Below are 14,873 nucleotides of genomic sequence, written 5' to 3'. Positions count from 1 at the left end.
CGAATGGGAATTGGTTTGTTTTTATAGTCGATGGGGTGGGGGGGATGGGCGGGGGGTGGGGGAAATCGGGTTTGTCTGAGGTGGCCCGCGGTGGCTGCTGGGAAAGCGCTAGACTGGTTTGATGTGGGGTGCTGATGTTATCTAGCAAGGACTGCTTACGGCCATCTTGAGTCGTCCACTGGACGACCCGCTCCGACATTTGAATGTCAGCAGCAATCCCAAAGCGGCCATCCATTCAACATCTCAAGTTGCAGTCTCTCGCTGCCATCGGGAATGACACACTAGTAAGGTATCGTGTCAGCCGCATCGCACGTCGTCAGCCCAGCTGTCAGGGTGGCTGACGGCATCGAGTTCGCGAGGTCGCCTCCCCCCGGAGCGTGTCGCATGCTAAATCCGATCGGTGACAGGCCCGTCGAGGTCGCCACGACAACATATTGAGCCATAAGAGGTCCCCGAATTATGAAGTTCATTCACGGCAGCGACATTCAGTGCGGGCTGCGTGAGATTTCGCCGAGCCAGATTGCAGTTGCCTACGTCGGCATCGATTGGAAGACCTATATCCTTCCCGAGAAGCTCCAAGACATCGTGCTATCTCCGACTGTCGGTACGAACCCTGCCGCGATCGTCGAGCTCGCCGAGGCGATCGGCTGGGAACACGTCCATTTCCTCGACAACTTGCATGCCAAGATTTACCTCGGAGAGCGCAGTGCGGCGGTCGGCAGCTTCAACTTGACGGCTAACGGCCTGAGCGCCGAAGGGCTACAGGAAGCAGGGTTCCTCGTCGAGGATGCGCGGGCGCTAGTAGAGTTGCGCGCGCGGCTGGATGACTACCGGCGGCAGGCAGCCATGGCCTATCCGACCACTTCGGCTAAACTCGCGCGCCTCGCTGAACTGCGCACGCTTTGGGATCGCGCGATCAAGCAGGGCGTAATTCGCAACGATGCGCGGGCCACGGCATTGGACGCTTACCGACCGGTGTCCGCCGATGAAATTTACGTGTGCTGGGTGCTCGGCGACATCGCTTACACCGATCAGATCGTCTCGCCCGGGACGGTTAACAACTCACTGTCGTTCCTCGAATCCGATATGGTGCGGCCTGACCGCTGGATTCTCTGCTGGACGCCGAGCAGCAACGGGCACCCGGACGAACGCTACCGCCCCTACTGGCTGCATATCGACGAGGTGGTCGAGGGGGGGGGCGCGCAGGAGGGGCCCTACACGAAGGTCGCGGTCGAGCGAACCGGCCGGGCCGAGCTCCCTCCGCCGTTCGAGATCACCGACGCGGCGAGGCATGCGTTGTATGCAGTGCTGAACTCGGGCGAATTCCCGGAATTTCTCGACCATCACAAAACATGGTCGGTCGATCCCACGCTGCCGCGCCTACCCGCGTTCCTGCGTGCGATGAGCGAGGCCGCACGGCATACCGCCACCGCCGCCCGCCCCGCCGAATCGGCTGAGGCGCTGGTCCGGGAATTCGGCGCGCGCATCCGTGAGGCGATGGACATTTCGCTTTCGAAGAAGTACGTGAAGACACCGATTGAGGGCCTGCTAAAGATGTATCCGCCTGTCATTCTGGCTAAGCGGCTAGTGAAGCCCAACTCGGACATCAAGAGCGGCTTGAAAAGCCTCGCGAAGCACGGGGCGCTGCACCTGTCATTCGAAAGCATCATGCTCGAAACGTGTTTCGCCCCACTGTTCAACAAGAACGACCTCGATTGCGCGCGCTTCAACTTGTTCGAGGCCGATCCGTCCTACCGACCTCCATCGGCGTAGTACGGCTTGGCTGGGGCGATTCCCACAACTGGCCCAGTCGCCCCTCCTGCGATTCTCTAATCTTGATGGTCGTGAGCATGGACCAGCAAAACAATGTCAGGTGACCGCTGTGCTCCGATTTCTGCCTGTCGTGCAATTACGCAACGAGTGGCTGCAAAGGGTTGTAACGCGACTCCCACGCCACGCCATCGCCCCAAAAAAAAGCCGCGTTCCCCAACCCAGGAAACGCGGCCTCATTCAGCAGGACCGGCGAACCACCGCCGGTCCCGCCCCTTCAATGCATCTGCCCATACTTCCCGGCATTGAAATCCTGGATCGCCTCGACGATCTCCGCCTGTGAATTCATCACAAACGGCCCATATCCCACCACGGGCTCGTCGATCGGCTCACCGCTCAACACCAGGAACACGGCGTCGTTGTTGGCTTCGACCGTGATCTCGTCACCGTCCTGCGCGAACAGCGTCAGCTGCGCGTCGCGCGCGACGGCTTCGCCGTTGACCAGCACCGTGCCGCGCAGCATCACCAGCATGCTGTTGCGGCCCGCCGGGATCGCGAAGGTCGCGGTCTTGCCGGCGGACAGGCGCACGTCCCACACGTCGATCGGCGTGAAGGTGCGGGCCGGGCCGGTCTGGCCGCCGTAGCTGCCGGCGATGACGCGCAGCGAGCCGGCATCGTCGGGCAACGACACCACCGGGATCTCCGCATTCAGCAGGCTCTGGTAGCCGGCCGGCGCCTTCTTGTCCTTGGCGGGCAGGTTGACCCACAGCTGCACCATCTCCAGCTCGCCGCCCTTGCGGGTGAACGCGGGGGAGTGGAACTCTTCATGCAGGATGCCCGAGGCGGCCGTCATCCACTGGACGTCGCCGGGCCCGATGACGCCGCCGTTGCCGGTGGAGTCACGGTGCTCGACCTCGCCGCTGTAGACGATGGTCACGGTCTCGAAGCCGCGGTGCGGATGCTGGCCGACGCCGCGCGGTTGCGTGGCCGGCGCGAATTGCGCCGGGCCGGCGTAGTCCAGGAGCAGGAACGGGCTGACGTTCTTGCCCTTGTCGTTGTACGAGAACATCGAGCGCACCGGAAAGCCGTCGCCGACCCAGTGGGGACGCGGGCTGGCATGCACACCCAGAATCTTCTTCATGATCGTCATTCCTGTTGCGCGGCCCCTGCGGGGCCGTTCGTCATACCTATCAAGATAAGGGCGCGGGGCCGCTTTCGGTAGTCCCCGCGATTGGTAAGCACTGTTCTACAAATAGGACGGCGGAAATTTCTGAGGTGTTTTTTGATGCCAGTGTCGCGAGGCACACCCAATGTACGCCTGAGGCACACCCAAGGCACACCTGAGGCACGCCCGAGGCACATCTGAAGCGCACCCGAGGAATATTTGAAGCACACTCGCGGCAAGTGCGGGGACCGGCATCGCCGCCAGCGGCCGCGTCCGCCTGGGGAGGAGGGCGCGCAAGACCGGGGTATCCTTGCGCCATGCAACGACAAGCCGATACCGCCGGAGCCGACCGATCCGCCCGCGTCCAGGGCTTCGCCCCGGTCGCCGCCGCCGACGCCCGCATCCTGGTGCTGGGCTCCATGCCCGGCGTCGCGTCGCTCAGGCAGGCGCGCTATTACGCCCATCCGCGCAACGCCTTCTGGCCGATCGCCGCCCAGGTCCTGGGCTTCGACGTCGCCGCCGACTACCCCGCGCGCCTGCGAGCCCTGCAACAGGCCGGCGTCGCCCTCTGGGACGTGCTGCAGGCCTGCGAGCGCCCAGGCAGCCTGGACGCCGACATCCGCGCCGACACCCTGGTCCCCAACGACTTCGCCGCCTTTCTCCAGGCCCACCCGCGCCTGATCCGCATTTGCTTCAACGGCGCCAAGGCCGCCGCGCTGTTTCGGCGCCATGTCCTGCCGGGGCTGTCGGGCCTGGCGCTGCATTACCTCGACCTGCCTTCCACCAGCCCGGCGCATGCCGCCGCGTCGTTCGAGAAGAAGCTGGCCGTCTGGCGCGAGGCGTTGACGCCGCCCGGGTGAGTGCGCGGCGATTGATACGGGGTGCGGCCGGCGGCGGGCCGGGCGGCGGCCACGAGGGATTCTTGCTCAGCGGACGGCGGGTGCTGCAGCGCGTACGCCGTTCGAGGGTGTTGCCGTGTCCAGCGAGGGGCCGAGCTGTTGCCGGGCCTCGTCCAGGCTGGCCTGGACCTGCGCGTGGACCGGGTCGTCGGGGTCGACCCGGGTCAGCAGGCGCTCCCAGTAACCGATGGCCGCCGGATAGTCGTGCCGGAAGAATGCGCTGGTGCCGGCCAGGGCCAGGCCTTTCACGTCATCGGGCGCGCGCGCCAGCACGCGGCCGATCAGCCGGTCGGGTTCGCCGGTGAAATCGCCGTTCGCGGCGGTGGCCAGGATGTCGGCCCAGTCGGCCAGCACCGTGGGGTCGTCCGGCGCCTTGGCGCCGATGCGCCGCCAGGTCGCCGCGCCGCCGGCAAAATCCTCCGGGGTCAGGTAGGTGTTGGCCAGCATGGTCCAGCCGGCAGGGTCGGCGGGGTTAGCTTCGAGGCGCTGGATCAGGCCGGCCAGCAGATCGGTCATCTGGCCGGGGGCGTCATGGTCCGCATTGGCGGTGACCATGCGATCGCCGCCGGCGCGGCCGGCCGTGATGCCGGCGGGAGTGCCCAGCGCGCCGTACAGGGCGGCGGTGATCAGGGGCAGCAGCAGCGCGATGGCCGCGGCCCAGCGCCGCGCGGGCCGTGTATCGGCGGGGGCATCGGTGGCGCGGCCTTCCCGCAGCGCGCGCCGTTCCAGCTCGGCGCGGGCCAGGGTGTAGTCGGCCGCCGCGATGCGGCCGCCGGCGTGGTCGGCGCGCAGTTGCGCCCATTGTTCCCGCAGGACCCGCAATGATGCCTGCGCCTGGCGTGGCGTCTCGGAGGCGGAGGGGGCGCCCGATCCCAACAGGGGCGGCAGGACGAAGAGCAGGGCGAGCAGGACCAGGGCGGCCGCCATGATGACAAACAGCGTCAAGGTTGGCGCTCCTGATGGCAGGGATCGGCCCGTGGCGCGGCCTCGTCGGCCAGCAGGATCCTGGCCTCGGCGGCGTCGGTCTCGCCCAAGGGGGCCTCGGCATGACGCGCATGGCGTCGCAAGCGCCACAGCAGGCCGCCCAGCGCCGCGGCCAGCAACAGCCCGGGGCCGGTCCAGAGCAGCGCGGTGCTGGCTTTGAGCGGCGGATCGTAGAGCACGAAGTCGCCGTAGCGCGACACCAGGAACTGGCGCACCTGCGCCTCGCCGCGGCCCGCCACGAAAAGCGCGCGCACTTCCCGGCGTAGATCACGCGCCAGCGGCGCGCGCGAGTCGGCCAGGGATTCGTTCTGGCACACCAGGCAGCGCAGGTCCCGGGTGAAGGCCTGGACGCGAGCCTCCAGCGCCGGGTCCGGCGCGGCGGCGGGGGCTTCGTTGGCCGCCTGGGCGCCGCAGGCCAGGGTCAACGCCAGCGCGGCCGCCCAGGCGCGGGCGCGGTGCCGTGCCGGGCCGGGCTGGCGGGCCGGTGCCGCGCGCAGGCCGGGGCGCAGTGAAACGGCGCGATCAGGGTTCATTCCGCGCCTCCCGCGCCCGCGGCATCAGGATGTTGTCGAGCACGTCCTGGGTGATGGGGCCGATATGCTTGTAGCGGATGATGCCGCGAGCGTCGATCAGGAAGGTTTCGGGCACGCCGTAGACGCCGTAGTCGATGCCGAGCCTGCCGTCCGGGTCGGCCACCGAGACGTCGTAGGGATTGCCCAGCCGCGCCAGCCAGGCGCGCGCGTCGGCGGCGTCGTCCTTGTAGTCGAGGCCGATGAGGGGGATGCGGCCGTCGCGGGCGGCGCGCAGCAGCACGGCGTGCTCGGCGCGGCAGGCGACGCACCAGCTGGCCCAGACGTTGAACAGCCAGACCTTGCCGCGCATGTCGTCCAGGCCGAAGTGGCGTTGCGGCGCGTCCAGCCGCGGCAGGCGGAAGGGCGGCGCGGGCTGCGCGATGAGGGGCGATGGCAGTTCACGCGGATCGCGGCCCAGGCCCACGGCGAGAAAACCGGCCAGCCCCAGGAACAGCAGGAAAGGGATGAGGAACCTGAGCTTCATGGCGCGCCCGCCGTGCCCGCGTCCGGGACCGCCCGGGCGGCGCCGCCAACGTCCCGTTGCGCCAGTTTGCGGTAGCGCCGGTCGCTGGCCGCGCACAGGCCGCCCAGGATCATCAGGCCGCAGCCGGCCCAGATCCAGCTGATGAACGGCTTGTGGAAGAGATTGACGATCCAGCTGCCGTCGGGCAGCGGTTCGCCCAGGGCGGTGTACACGTCGCGCAGCGGGCCGACGTCGATGGCCGATTGCGTCATCGGCATGGCGTGCGCCACGTAGGTGCGCGTTTCGGGCCGCAGGGTCGCGACGTGGCGGCCGTTGCGCGCGACCTCGAGCGTGGCGCGCGCCGCGACCCAGTTGGGGCCTTGTTCCTGCCGCACGCCGTCGAAAGTAAAGGTGTATCCGGCCAATTGCGCGGTCTGCCCGGGCAGCATCTTCACGTCCAGGCTGGACTGGAAACTGTTGACCATGGTGACGCCGATGACGAACATGCCCAGGCCGAGATGGGCCAGCCACATGCCCCACCAGGCCGCGGGAATGCCGCGCAGGCGCGTCGCCAGCGCGGCTCGGGCGCCGCTGGCGAGGCGGTCCCTGAGCAGTTGCGCGCTGCCCAGGACGAGCCAGGCCGCCAGGAACAGGCCCAGGCAGGTGCGCCAGGTGAAATGCCCGAGTCCGCCCGCCAGGCCCATCGCCATCAAGACGCTCGCCAGCAGTGTGGGCCCCAGGCGCCGCGCCAGCCGTTGCCCGGTATCTGCCTTCCAGCGCACGAAGGTGCCCAGCACGACCAGCGCCAGCACCGGCGTCATCAAGGGCACGAACGTCGAGTCGAAGTAGGGCGGACCGACCGAGATCTTGCCCAGGTCGAGCGCGTCCAGGAACAGCGGATACAGGGTGCCCAGCAGCACCGCGGCGCAGGCGACCGCCAGCAGCGCGTTGTTGGCCAGCAAGGCGGCGTCGCGTGATATCAGCTGGAAGCTGCCGCCGCCCTGCAGCCTTGGCGCGCGCCAGGCGAACAGGATCAGCGACGCGCCGATCACCGCGACCAGCAGGCACAGGATGAACAGGCCGCGCGCCGGATCGGTGGCAAAGGCGTGCACCGAGGTGACCACGCCGGAACGGACCAGGAAGGTGCCCAGCAACGACAGCGAGAAGGCGCCGATGGCCAGCAGCACGGTCCAGCTGCGGAACGCCCCGCGCTTTTCGGTCACGGCGAGTGAATGGATCAGGGCGGTGCCCAGCAGCCACGGCATGAACGAGGCGTTTTCCACCGGGTCCCAGAACCACCAGCCGCCCCAGCCCAGTTCGTAGTAGGCCCAGCTCGATCCGACCGTGATCCCCGCCGTCAGCAGGACCCAGGCGGCCACGGTCCAGGGCCGCGACCAGCGCGCCCAGGCCGCGTCCAGGCGACCCGTGAGCAAGGCGGCGATGGCGAAGGCAAAGGCGACGCTGAAGCCGACGTAGCCCAGGTACAGCAGGGGCGGGTGGATGATCATGCCCGGGTCCTGCAGCATCGGGTTCAGGTCGTTGCCCTGGGCGGGCGCGGGCAGCAGTCGTTCGAAGGGGTTGGAGGTCAGCAGCGTGAAGGCGATGAAGCCGGCGCTGACGCAGCCCATGATGCCGAGCACCCGCGCCATGAAGGCTTCGGGCAGGTGGCGGCTGAACCGCGTGACCGCCGCCGTCCATAGCGACAGCGAGACGATCCACAACAGCATGGACCCTTCGTGGTTGCCCCAGACGCCGGTGATGCGGTAGATCAGCGGGGTCTGGGTGTGCGAGTTGGCGGCGACCAGCCGCACCGAGAAATCATTGCCGATGAACAGCAGGTTCAGGCAGGCATAGGACAGCAGGATGAAGAGCAACTGCCCGCGCGCGGCGGCGCGGCCGACCGTCATCAGCGCGGCGCGGCCGCGCCAGGCGCCATACAGGGGCGGGATGGCCTGGACCAGCGCCAGGGCGAACGCGATCATCAGCGAGAAATGGCCCAGTTCCGCAATCATCGCTGTAGCGTCTTTTCGGCGTCGTGGGCGCGGTCGAGGGCATGTTGCGCCTCGACCGGGGTGTAGTTTTCGTCGTGGCGGGCGAGCACGCTGGTGGCGACGAACACCCCGTCGCCGCCCAGCATGCCCTGGGCCACCACGCCCTTGCCTTCCTGGAACAGGTCGGGCAAGGACCCGCGGTAGGTCACGGGCACGCTGCGGGCGGTGTCGGTGATGACGAAGCGGACGGTCAGGCCATCGGCCTGGCGCCGCAGCGATCCGGCCTGCACCAGGCCGCCGATGCGCAGCAGCCGTTCGCGCGGGGCCTCGCCGCGGGCGATCTCGCTGGGGGTATGGAAGAACACCAGGTTCTGGCGCATCGCCGTCAGCATCAGGGCGACGGCCGACGCCAGCAGCGCCAGCGCCCCGAGCAGCAGGAACAGGCGTTTGCGGCGCGGGGGCATCAAAGCGGTTCCCCGGGGGCGCGGCGGGCGCGATGGCGCGCGGCGATGCGGCGGATCGCGCGGCGGCGGCGGCGCGCCAGCGCCACGCACTCGGCCAGCGCCAGCAGGGCCAGCGCGCCGTAGCTGCCCCAGACGAAGGCGCCGCTGCCGCCCATGTGCCAGAACGCGGCCCAGGATTCCCATTGCATCAGGCCGCTCCTTGCTTGAGGGCGCGCGCGTCCTTGCTGTCCGGGATGCCGCGCGGCTCGATCAGGTCCCGGACCCAGCCGGCGTGGCAGTCCCGCTCCAGGATCAAGGTGCGCGCGCGCATCAGCGCGATGGCCGCCGTGTAGGCCCAGGCGGCGAGCGTCATGAGCAGCATGGCGACCAGCATGGTGGTCGCCATCGAGGGCGCCCGGGTCAGGCTGACCGAAGCGCCCTGGTGCAGCGTGTTCCACCACGTCACCGAGAAGTAGATGACGGGAACGTTGATGGCGCCGACCAGGGCGAGCAGGGCCCCGGCGCGGTCGCCGCGGCGCGGATCGGCATGCAGGGCGGTGAGCGCCAGGTAGCCCAGGTACAGGAAGAACAGCAGCAGTTGCGAGGTCAGGCGGGCATCCCAGACCCAGTAGGCGCCCCAGGCCGGCCGTCCCCACAACGCGCCGCTCCAGAGCGCGACGAAGCAGAACATCGCGCCGGTGGGCGCCAGGGCGCGGGCCATGATGAAGGACAGGCGGGTCTGCAGGATCAGGCCGAGCGCCGACCAGAAGGCCATCAACAGATAGACGAACATGGACATCCAGGCGGCGGCCACATGGATGAAGATGATGCGGTAGACCTCGCCCTGGGTCGCATCGGTGGGCGCGACGAAAAAGCCGGTCCAGCACGCCGCCAGGCCGAACAGGGCGGCCAGGGCCGCGCACCAGGGGATGAGCCTGCCCGCCAGCGGATAGAAGACCTGCGGCGCGGCGAATCGCAGCAGGCGCGCGGGTCGGCGCGGCGGGGCGGGAAGGTCGGGGGACGGTCTGTGCATCTTCATCATTCGACGGCGAACCGCAGTGCCAGCGCACAAGCGGGAGGAACCAGGGCCAGCGCCGCCAGCAGCGCGGCGCCGAGCAGCAGGAACGGCGTTGCGGGGACCTGGCCCGCCGCGCACGCCGTGACCGATCCGGCGCCGAAGATCAGCACCGGCGCGAACAGGGGCAGCAGCAGCAGGGCCTGCAGCACGCCGCCGCCGCGCAGTCCCAATGTCAGCGCGGCGCCGAGGGCGCCCAGCAGCGCCAGTACCGGCGTTCCCAGCGCGAACGATATCGACAGGGTCCAGCGGGAACACTGACTCAGGTCAAACAGCAGGCCCATGGCCGGCGCCATCAGCACCAAAGGCAGACCGGTTCCGATCCAGTGCGCGAGGATCTTGGCCAGCACCCATAGCGCGGCGGGCTCGGGCGACAGCAGCCATTGTTCGAGCGCGCCGTCGGCGTGGTCCTGCGCGAACAGCCGGTGTTGCGACAACAAGGCCGACAGCAGGGCGGCGACCCACAGTATCCCGGGCGCCATCGCCCGCAGGCGCGCGGCGTCGGCGCCCACGGCCAGGGGAAACAGGCAGGCGACCAGCACGAAAAAAAGCAGGGAGACGACGAGGTCGGCCCGCGCCCGGCAGGCGAGCAGCAGGTCTCGCCGCAGAACGGCGAAGAAGGGGGTGGACCACAGCGATGCGGCGGACCGGGACGCGGCGGTTGCGGGCGCGGCCTGGGAGGCGGGCTGGGCGGACGGCTTCATGCCGTGCCTCCGGCCAGGTCGAGCACGCGCGGCGCGCGCTCGAGCGGCACGTCCTGGTGGGTGGTCAGGACGACCCGTCCGCCGTCATCGCAATGACGCGTCAGGAGGCGCGCAAGGTGCGCCACGGTGGCGGCGTCGAGCGCGGTGAAGGGTTCATCCAGCAACCACAGTGCACGCGCCGGATGCAGCAGCAGCCGCGCCAGCACGGCGCGCCGCCGCTGGCCTTGCGACAGGACGCCCACGGGCAGGTCGAGCCCGGCTTCCAGGCCCATCCGGCAGAGCGCGTCCCGACAGGCCGCCGCCGTCGCGGGCTGGGCCTGGGCCTGGCAGAGCAGGCGCAGGTTTTCCAGCGGCGTCAGCAGGTCGTTGAGCGCATCGGCATGGCCGAGGTAGAGCAGATGCTGGCGGAAGCCGGCGCCCAGGCGCTGGATGTCCGTGCCGCGCCACCACACCGCGCCGCTATCCGCGCGGGCCAGGCCGCACAGGGTGCGCAGCAGGCTGGTCTTGCCATGGCCGTTGGGCGCGACCACGCGCAGCATCTGCCCGGCCCGCAATTGGAACGACAGGGGCGGGAACAGCAGGCGGTCCCCTTTCGAACAGGTGAGATCGCGTGCTTCAAGCATGGCCGGCGCCCATCCAGATATTCATGTAAACAACCCCCGCTTGGCCAAGGTGGCGCGACGCCGACAACGGAGTGGGATATTAAATAATCCGCGCCGCCGGTTTGCCCCGTTCAGGCCGTTTTTCGACTTTGTCGGACTGATTTACCTGTAGGCAAAAATGCCCGCGGTTCGCGCGAATTCAACTGCTGGCGGGTGGCCGATTCGGATCGGTCCGAGTTGTTCCGCTGAGGCCGTGTTGCGGGGTCGACGATTGACCGAGATCAACATGAATGTCGCACCGTCGCGTCAAATAAAAAAAGGCGACGGTCTGGCCACAGGCCGCGCTGGTTGTAGCGGTCCCGCGTCGTGCAAGCGCACGGCGCGCGGCCGGTCGTAGATGAAATTTGCAAAGTCGTATCCAGTGAAAAACAAATCAAAGCATCAAACCGGCATGGCCGCGGAGTGGGCGAAATTCCTGTCGCTGGCCTTCGTCGCATGTCCCGTCGTGGCCTTCCTGATGATCTGCGTGTTTGGATTCATCGTGTGGTTCGGACAGATTCTGTTTTGGGGCCCGCCGGCCTGAAAACGAAATCCGAGAAACCAGCCGGTTGGGCCTACACATGAAAAATCGCTTCAAGGCAGTCAAGACTGCAATTCACTGGGTGCTCGCGTTGTTGCTGCGCCCCTCCACCAGAATCGGACTGGGCGTCCTGGTCATCGGTGGATTCATCGGCGGCGTGACGTTCCTCGCGCTGTTCAATACCGGCATGAACGCCACCAATTCCGAGGCCTTCTGTATCTCGTGCCACTCGATGAGCGACACGGTGCTGCCCGAGCTGAAGCAGACGGTGCACTGGAAGAACCGCTCGGGGGTGCGCGCCCATTGTCCCGATTGCCACGTGCCGCACGACTTCACGTCCAAGGTGGCGCGCAAGATGCAGGCCTCGCGCGAGGTGCTGGGGCATCTGATGGGAACCATCGGCACGCCCGAGAAATTCAAGGAGCACCGCATCGTGCTCGCCACGCGCGAGTGGGCCCGCTTCAAGGCCAACAACTCCAAGGAATGCCGCAACTGCCATGACTACGCCAGCATGGACTTCGACAAGATGCGCGTGACGTCGCAGACCATCATGCATGGCGCGGCGGAACGCAACGCCAGCTGCGTCGACTGCCACAAGGGCATCGCGCACCACCTGCCCGAGGTCAAGTCGCAGGGCAATCCGGCGCTGGCGGCGCTCACATCCGAGGCCCGCGGCGCGGCCATCGAGACCGGCAAGCGCTATTACAGCGTCATGCCCCAGCCGCTCTACGCGGACCCGGAACTGACGCGGGAGATCGGCGCCATCGAGATCGCCACCGACGCCAAGGTGCTGCAGAAAAAGAACGACGCGGTGCAGGTCGAGCTGCAGCTCTGGCGGAAGAACAAGGGGTATGCGCGCGTGTTGTACGGCCGCTTCGGCCTGAACATCACCAGCGCCGTGCTGGCCAAGGAGGTCTCGCGGGACGATGACCTGATCCACGTGCTCGAGACCCAGGTCGACAAGGTCACCGGCCTGGAGTGGCAGAAGATTTCCGCCACGGTCTGGCTGCGCGGCGGCGGGCTGGTCGACAACGTCGAGCCGATCTGGGGTGTGGCCCGGCAGAGCTATTCGCAAAGCTGCAGCGTGTGCCATCGCCAGCCGAACGAGGCTTCGCACGACGCCAACCAATGGCCCGGGCTGTTTGGCGGCATGGTCGGATTCACCAACATGGACGACCCGACCGCGAAGCTGGTCCTGAAGTATCTGCAATTGCATTCCTCTGATTTCGTTGTAAAGGACGGTGTGGCCTCGGCCCACTGAGATAGTCATGAAGATTTCCCGTCGCCGGTTCATGGGCGGTATCGCCGCTTCGCTGGGTTCTTTCGCCATCCCGCCGCTGTTGCGCAATGGCAATGTGGTGCGCGCCGCGCAGGGGGCATCGGGCGATGCCGGCCCCGGGCGCTGGCGATTTTCCGGCGCCCACTGGGGCGCCTTCCGGGCGCGCGTCGTGGCCGGCCGCGTGGTCGAAATCAAGCCGTTCGAGTTCGACAAGCACCCGACGCCGATCCTCGATGGCACGCTCGACGTGCTGTACAGCGCCTCGCGGGTGCGCTATCCCATGGTGCGGCTGGACTGGTACCGCAAGCGCGGCCAGTCCGGCGGCCTGCGCGGCGACAACCGCTTCATCCGGGTGGGGTGGGACGAGGCGCTGGACCTGGTCTATAGCGAGGTCGAGCGGGTCCAGAAGGACTACGGACCGTGGGCGCTGCACGTGGGCAACGTGGGCTGGCGTTCGGTGGGGCTGATGCACAGCTGCGGCAACCATATGCTGCGGGCCATGGGGATGCACAGCTACAGCGTGGGGACGGCGGGCGATTACTCGACCGGCGCCGGGCAGACCATATTGCCTTACGTGCTGGGGTCGACCGAGGTGTATTCGCAGGGCACGTCCTGGGACATCATCCTCAAGGAAACCCAGGTACTGGTTTTCTGGGCGAGCGATCCGATCAAGAACCTGCAGGTGGGTTGGAACACCGAGACGCACGAGGCCTACGCGTACTTCGAGCAGTTGAAGCAGAAGGTGGCCAACAACGAGATCCAGGTGATCTGCGTCGATCCGGTGAAAAGCAAGACGCGCAATTACCTGGAGTGCGAGCAGCAGTATGTCAACCCGCTGACGGACGTGGCCTTCATGCTGGGTATCGCCCATACGCTGTGGAAGGAAGGTCTGCACGACAAGAAGTTCCTCGAGACCTATGCGGTGGGCTTCGACGAATTCACCGCCTACCTGGATGGCAAGACCGAGGACAAGATCGAAAGAACGCCGGAATGGGCCGAGTCCATCTGCGGCGTGCCGGCGGCGCGGATACGCGAACTGGCGCGCCTGATGGCGGCCCATCGCACCCAGCTGATGTTCGGCTGGGCGATACAGCGCCAGCAGCATGGCGAGCAACCCTACTGGATGGGCGCCATCCTGGCGGCGATGCTGGGCCAGATCGGCCTGCCCGGCGGCGGCATCAGCTTTTCGCATCACTACAGTTCGGTGGGCGTGTCGTCCTCCGGCGCGTCGATGCCTGGCGCCTTTCCCCTGAATCTGGATACCGGGCGCACGCCCCGCCACGAGAACGGCGACTACCAGGGATACAGCGCCGTCGTGCCGGTGTCCCGCGTCATCGACGCACTGCTGGAGCCGGGCAAGGAAATCAACTTCAACGGGCACAAGGTGAAACTGCCGCCGTACAAGGTGGCCCTGTTCTCGGGGTGCAACCAGTGGCACCGGCAGCAGGACCGCAACCGGATGAAGGCGGCCTACCAGAAGCTCGAGACGGTGGTGGCCATCGACTACAACTGGACCGCCACCTGCCGTTTCGCCGATATCGTGCTGCCGGCCTGCACGCCGTACGAGCGCAATGACATCGACGCGTATGGCTCATATTCGAACCGCGGCGTGATCGCCATGCACAAGCTGGTCGATCCGCTGTATCACTCGCGCTCGGATTTCGACATCTGGACGGACTTCTGCAAGCGCATGCAGCGCGACGTCGAATACACCCGCAACATGAGCGAGATGCAGTGGGTCGAATCGCTGTACGAAGACTGCCGCAAGGAAAACGCCGGCAAGGGGTATGCGATGCCGCCGTTCGCCGAATTCTGGGAGACAGGCTATGTGCTGTTCCCCGAAGGCCAGCCCTGGGTGCGGCACGCCGATTTCCGCGAGGACCCGGAGGTCAACGCGCTGGGCACGCCGTCCGGGTTCATCGAGATCTACAGCCGCAAGATCGCGGGGTTCGGTTACCGCGACTGCAAGGGGCATCCGGTCTGGATGGAAAAGGCCGAGCGTTCCCACAACGGGCCGCATTCGGACAAGTATCCGCTCTGGCTGCAATCGGCGCACCCGGATACCCGCCTGCATTCGCAGACCTGCGAATCGCCGACGCGACGCGCGACCTACACGATCCAGGGGCGCGAGCCGGTCTACCTCAGCCCCGAGGATGCCAAACGGCGCGGCATCAGGCACGGAGACCTGGTGCGCGTCTTCAACGGCCGGGGCCAGTTGCTGGCGGGGGGCGTCCATTTCCGCCAACTTCCCGCCGGGCGTCGTCCGCATCCAGGAAGGGGCCTGGTACGGGCCCACCGGCCCCGAGATCGGCGCGCTGGATACCTACGGGGATCCCAACACGCTGA

General features: G+C 67.4%; 14 protein-coding genes and 1 pseudogene. 5 read left to right on the top strand and 10 right to left on the bottom strand.

What is annotated here, in order from left to right; genetic code table 11:
- Window positions 1-459: 459 nt before the first annotated feature.
- Window positions 460-1,773 (top strand): phospholipase D family protein, encoded by a 1,314-nt coding sequence (locus AOZ49_RS13930; RefSeq protein ID WP_054475930.1) that lies wholly within the window; start codon window positions 460-462, stop codon window positions 1,771-1,773.
- Window positions 1,774-2,047: 274 nt separating this feature from the next.
- Here AOZ49_RS13930 and AOZ49_RS13925 read toward each other — a convergent pair whose 3' ends face one another.
- Complete coding sequence (locus AOZ49_RS13925; RefSeq protein WP_054475928.1) at window positions 2,048-2,911, bottom strand: pirin family protein; 864 nt, start codon at window positions 2,909-2,911, stop codon at window positions 2,048-2,050.
- A 341-nt stretch (window positions 2,912-3,252) separates the two neighbouring features.
- Here AOZ49_RS13925 and AOZ49_RS13920 point away from each other — a divergent pair, with 341 nt between their 5' ends.
- On the top strand, window positions 3,253-3,795 hold the full coding sequence (locus tag AOZ49_RS13920) for a DNA-deoxyinosine glycosylase (protein ID WP_082380442.1): 543 nt from the start codon (window positions 3,253-3,255) through the stop codon (window positions 3,793-3,795).
- Window positions 3,796-3,861: 66 nt separating this feature from the next.
- On the opposite strand, the gene ccmI is transcribed toward AOZ49_RS13920, so the two are convergent.
- Genes ccmI through ccmA form a run of 9 tightly spaced genes read right to left on the bottom strand, consistent with a single transcriptional unit; the run spans window position 3,862 to window position 10,689 of the window.
- Window positions 3,862-4,779, bottom strand: a complete 918-nt coding sequence (ccmI, locus tag AOZ49_RS13915) for a c-type cytochrome biogenesis protein CcmI (RefSeq protein WP_054475926.1) — start codon at window positions 4,777-4,779, stop codon at window positions 3,862-3,864.
- Complete coding sequence (locus AOZ49_RS13910) at window positions 4,776-5,351, bottom strand: cytochrome c-type biogenesis protein (RefSeq protein ID WP_082380441.1); 576 nt, start codon at window positions 5,349-5,351, stop codon at window positions 4,776-4,778. Before AOZ49_RS13910 ends, ccmI begins: the two co-directional genes overlap by 4 nt.
- On the bottom strand, window positions 5,341-5,874 hold the full coding sequence (locus tag AOZ49_RS13905) for a DsbE family thiol:disulfide interchange protein (protein WP_054475924.1): 534 nt from the start codon (window positions 5,872-5,874) through the stop codon (window positions 5,341-5,343). Before AOZ49_RS13905 ends, AOZ49_RS13910 begins: the two co-directional genes overlap by 11 nt.
- Window positions 5,871-7,865, bottom strand: a complete 1,995-nt coding sequence (locus AOZ49_RS13900) for a heme lyase CcmF/NrfE family subunit (RefSeq protein WP_054475922.1) — start codon at window positions 7,863-7,865, stop codon at window positions 5,871-5,873. The genes AOZ49_RS13905 and AOZ49_RS13900 overlap by 4 nt, the downstream gene beginning before the upstream one ends.
- A complete protein-coding gene (ccmE, locus tag AOZ49_RS13895; RefSeq protein WP_054475920.1) occupies window positions 7,862-8,308 on the bottom strand; it encodes a cytochrome c maturation protein CcmE in 447 nt (148 codons plus the stop codon). The genes AOZ49_RS13900 and ccmE overlap by 4 nt, the downstream gene beginning before the upstream one ends.
- Window positions 8,308-8,496 (bottom strand): heme exporter protein CcmD, encoded by a 189-nt coding sequence (gene ccmD, locus AOZ49_RS13890; protein ID WP_054432214.1) that lies wholly within the window; start codon window positions 8,494-8,496, stop codon window positions 8,308-8,310. The genes ccmE and ccmD overlap by 1 nt, the downstream gene beginning before the upstream one ends.
- Window positions 8,496-9,320: a heme ABC transporter permease CcmC gene (ccmC, locus tag AOZ49_RS13885; RefSeq protein ID WP_054475957.1), complete on the bottom strand. Its 825-nt coding sequence runs from the start codon at window positions 9,318-9,320 to the stop codon at window positions 8,496-8,498. Before ccmC ends, ccmD begins: the two co-directional genes overlap by 1 nt.
- Window positions 9,321-9,325: 5 nt before the next feature.
- Complete coding sequence (gene ccmB, locus AOZ49_RS13880) at window positions 9,326-10,066, bottom strand: heme exporter protein CcmB (protein WP_082380440.1); 741 nt, start codon at window positions 10,064-10,066, stop codon at window positions 9,326-9,328.
- Window positions 10,063-10,689 (bottom strand): cytochrome c biogenesis heme-transporting ATPase CcmA, encoded by a 627-nt coding sequence (ccmA, locus tag AOZ49_RS13875; protein ID WP_054475918.1) that lies wholly within the window; start codon window positions 10,687-10,689, stop codon window positions 10,063-10,065. The genes ccmB and ccmA overlap by 4 nt, the downstream gene beginning before the upstream one ends.
- A gap of 376 nt (window positions 10,690-11,065) precedes the next feature.
- Between ccmA and AOZ49_RS13870 the strand changes: the two genes are divergently transcribed.
- From AOZ49_RS13870 to torA, 3 genes and pseudogenes are all read left to right on the top strand, one after another.
- The gene (locus tag AOZ49_RS13870; protein WP_054432212.1) at window positions 11,066-11,251 is read left to right on the top strand and encodes a hypothetical protein; all 186 of its coding nucleotides are present in this window, start codon (window positions 11,066-11,068) and stop codon (window positions 11,249-11,251) included.
- Window positions 11,252-11,288: 37 nt separating this feature from the next.
- Window positions 11,289-12,509 carry a pentaheme c-type cytochrome TorC gene (gene torC / locus AOZ49_RS13865; protein WP_054432211.1) on the top strand — a complete coding sequence of 407 codons (1,221 nt, stop codon included), beginning with the start codon at window positions 11,289-11,291 and terminating at the stop codon, window positions 12,507-12,509.
- 7 nt (window positions 12,510-12,516) lie between these two features.
- Window positions 12,517-14,718, top strand: a pseudogene (gene torA / locus AOZ49_RS13860) (trimethylamine-N-oxide reductase TorA); the annotation flags it as partial.
- Window positions 14,719-14,873: the final 155 nt, after the last annotated feature.

Source organism: Achromobacter sp. 2789STDY5608615 (assembly GCF_001298995.1).
GTDB classification, from domain to species: Bacteria; Pseudomonadota; Gammaproteobacteria; order Burkholderiales; family Burkholderiaceae_B; genus Achromobacter; species Achromobacter insuavis.
This window is presented reverse-complemented; position numbering and strand designations above follow the sequence as displayed.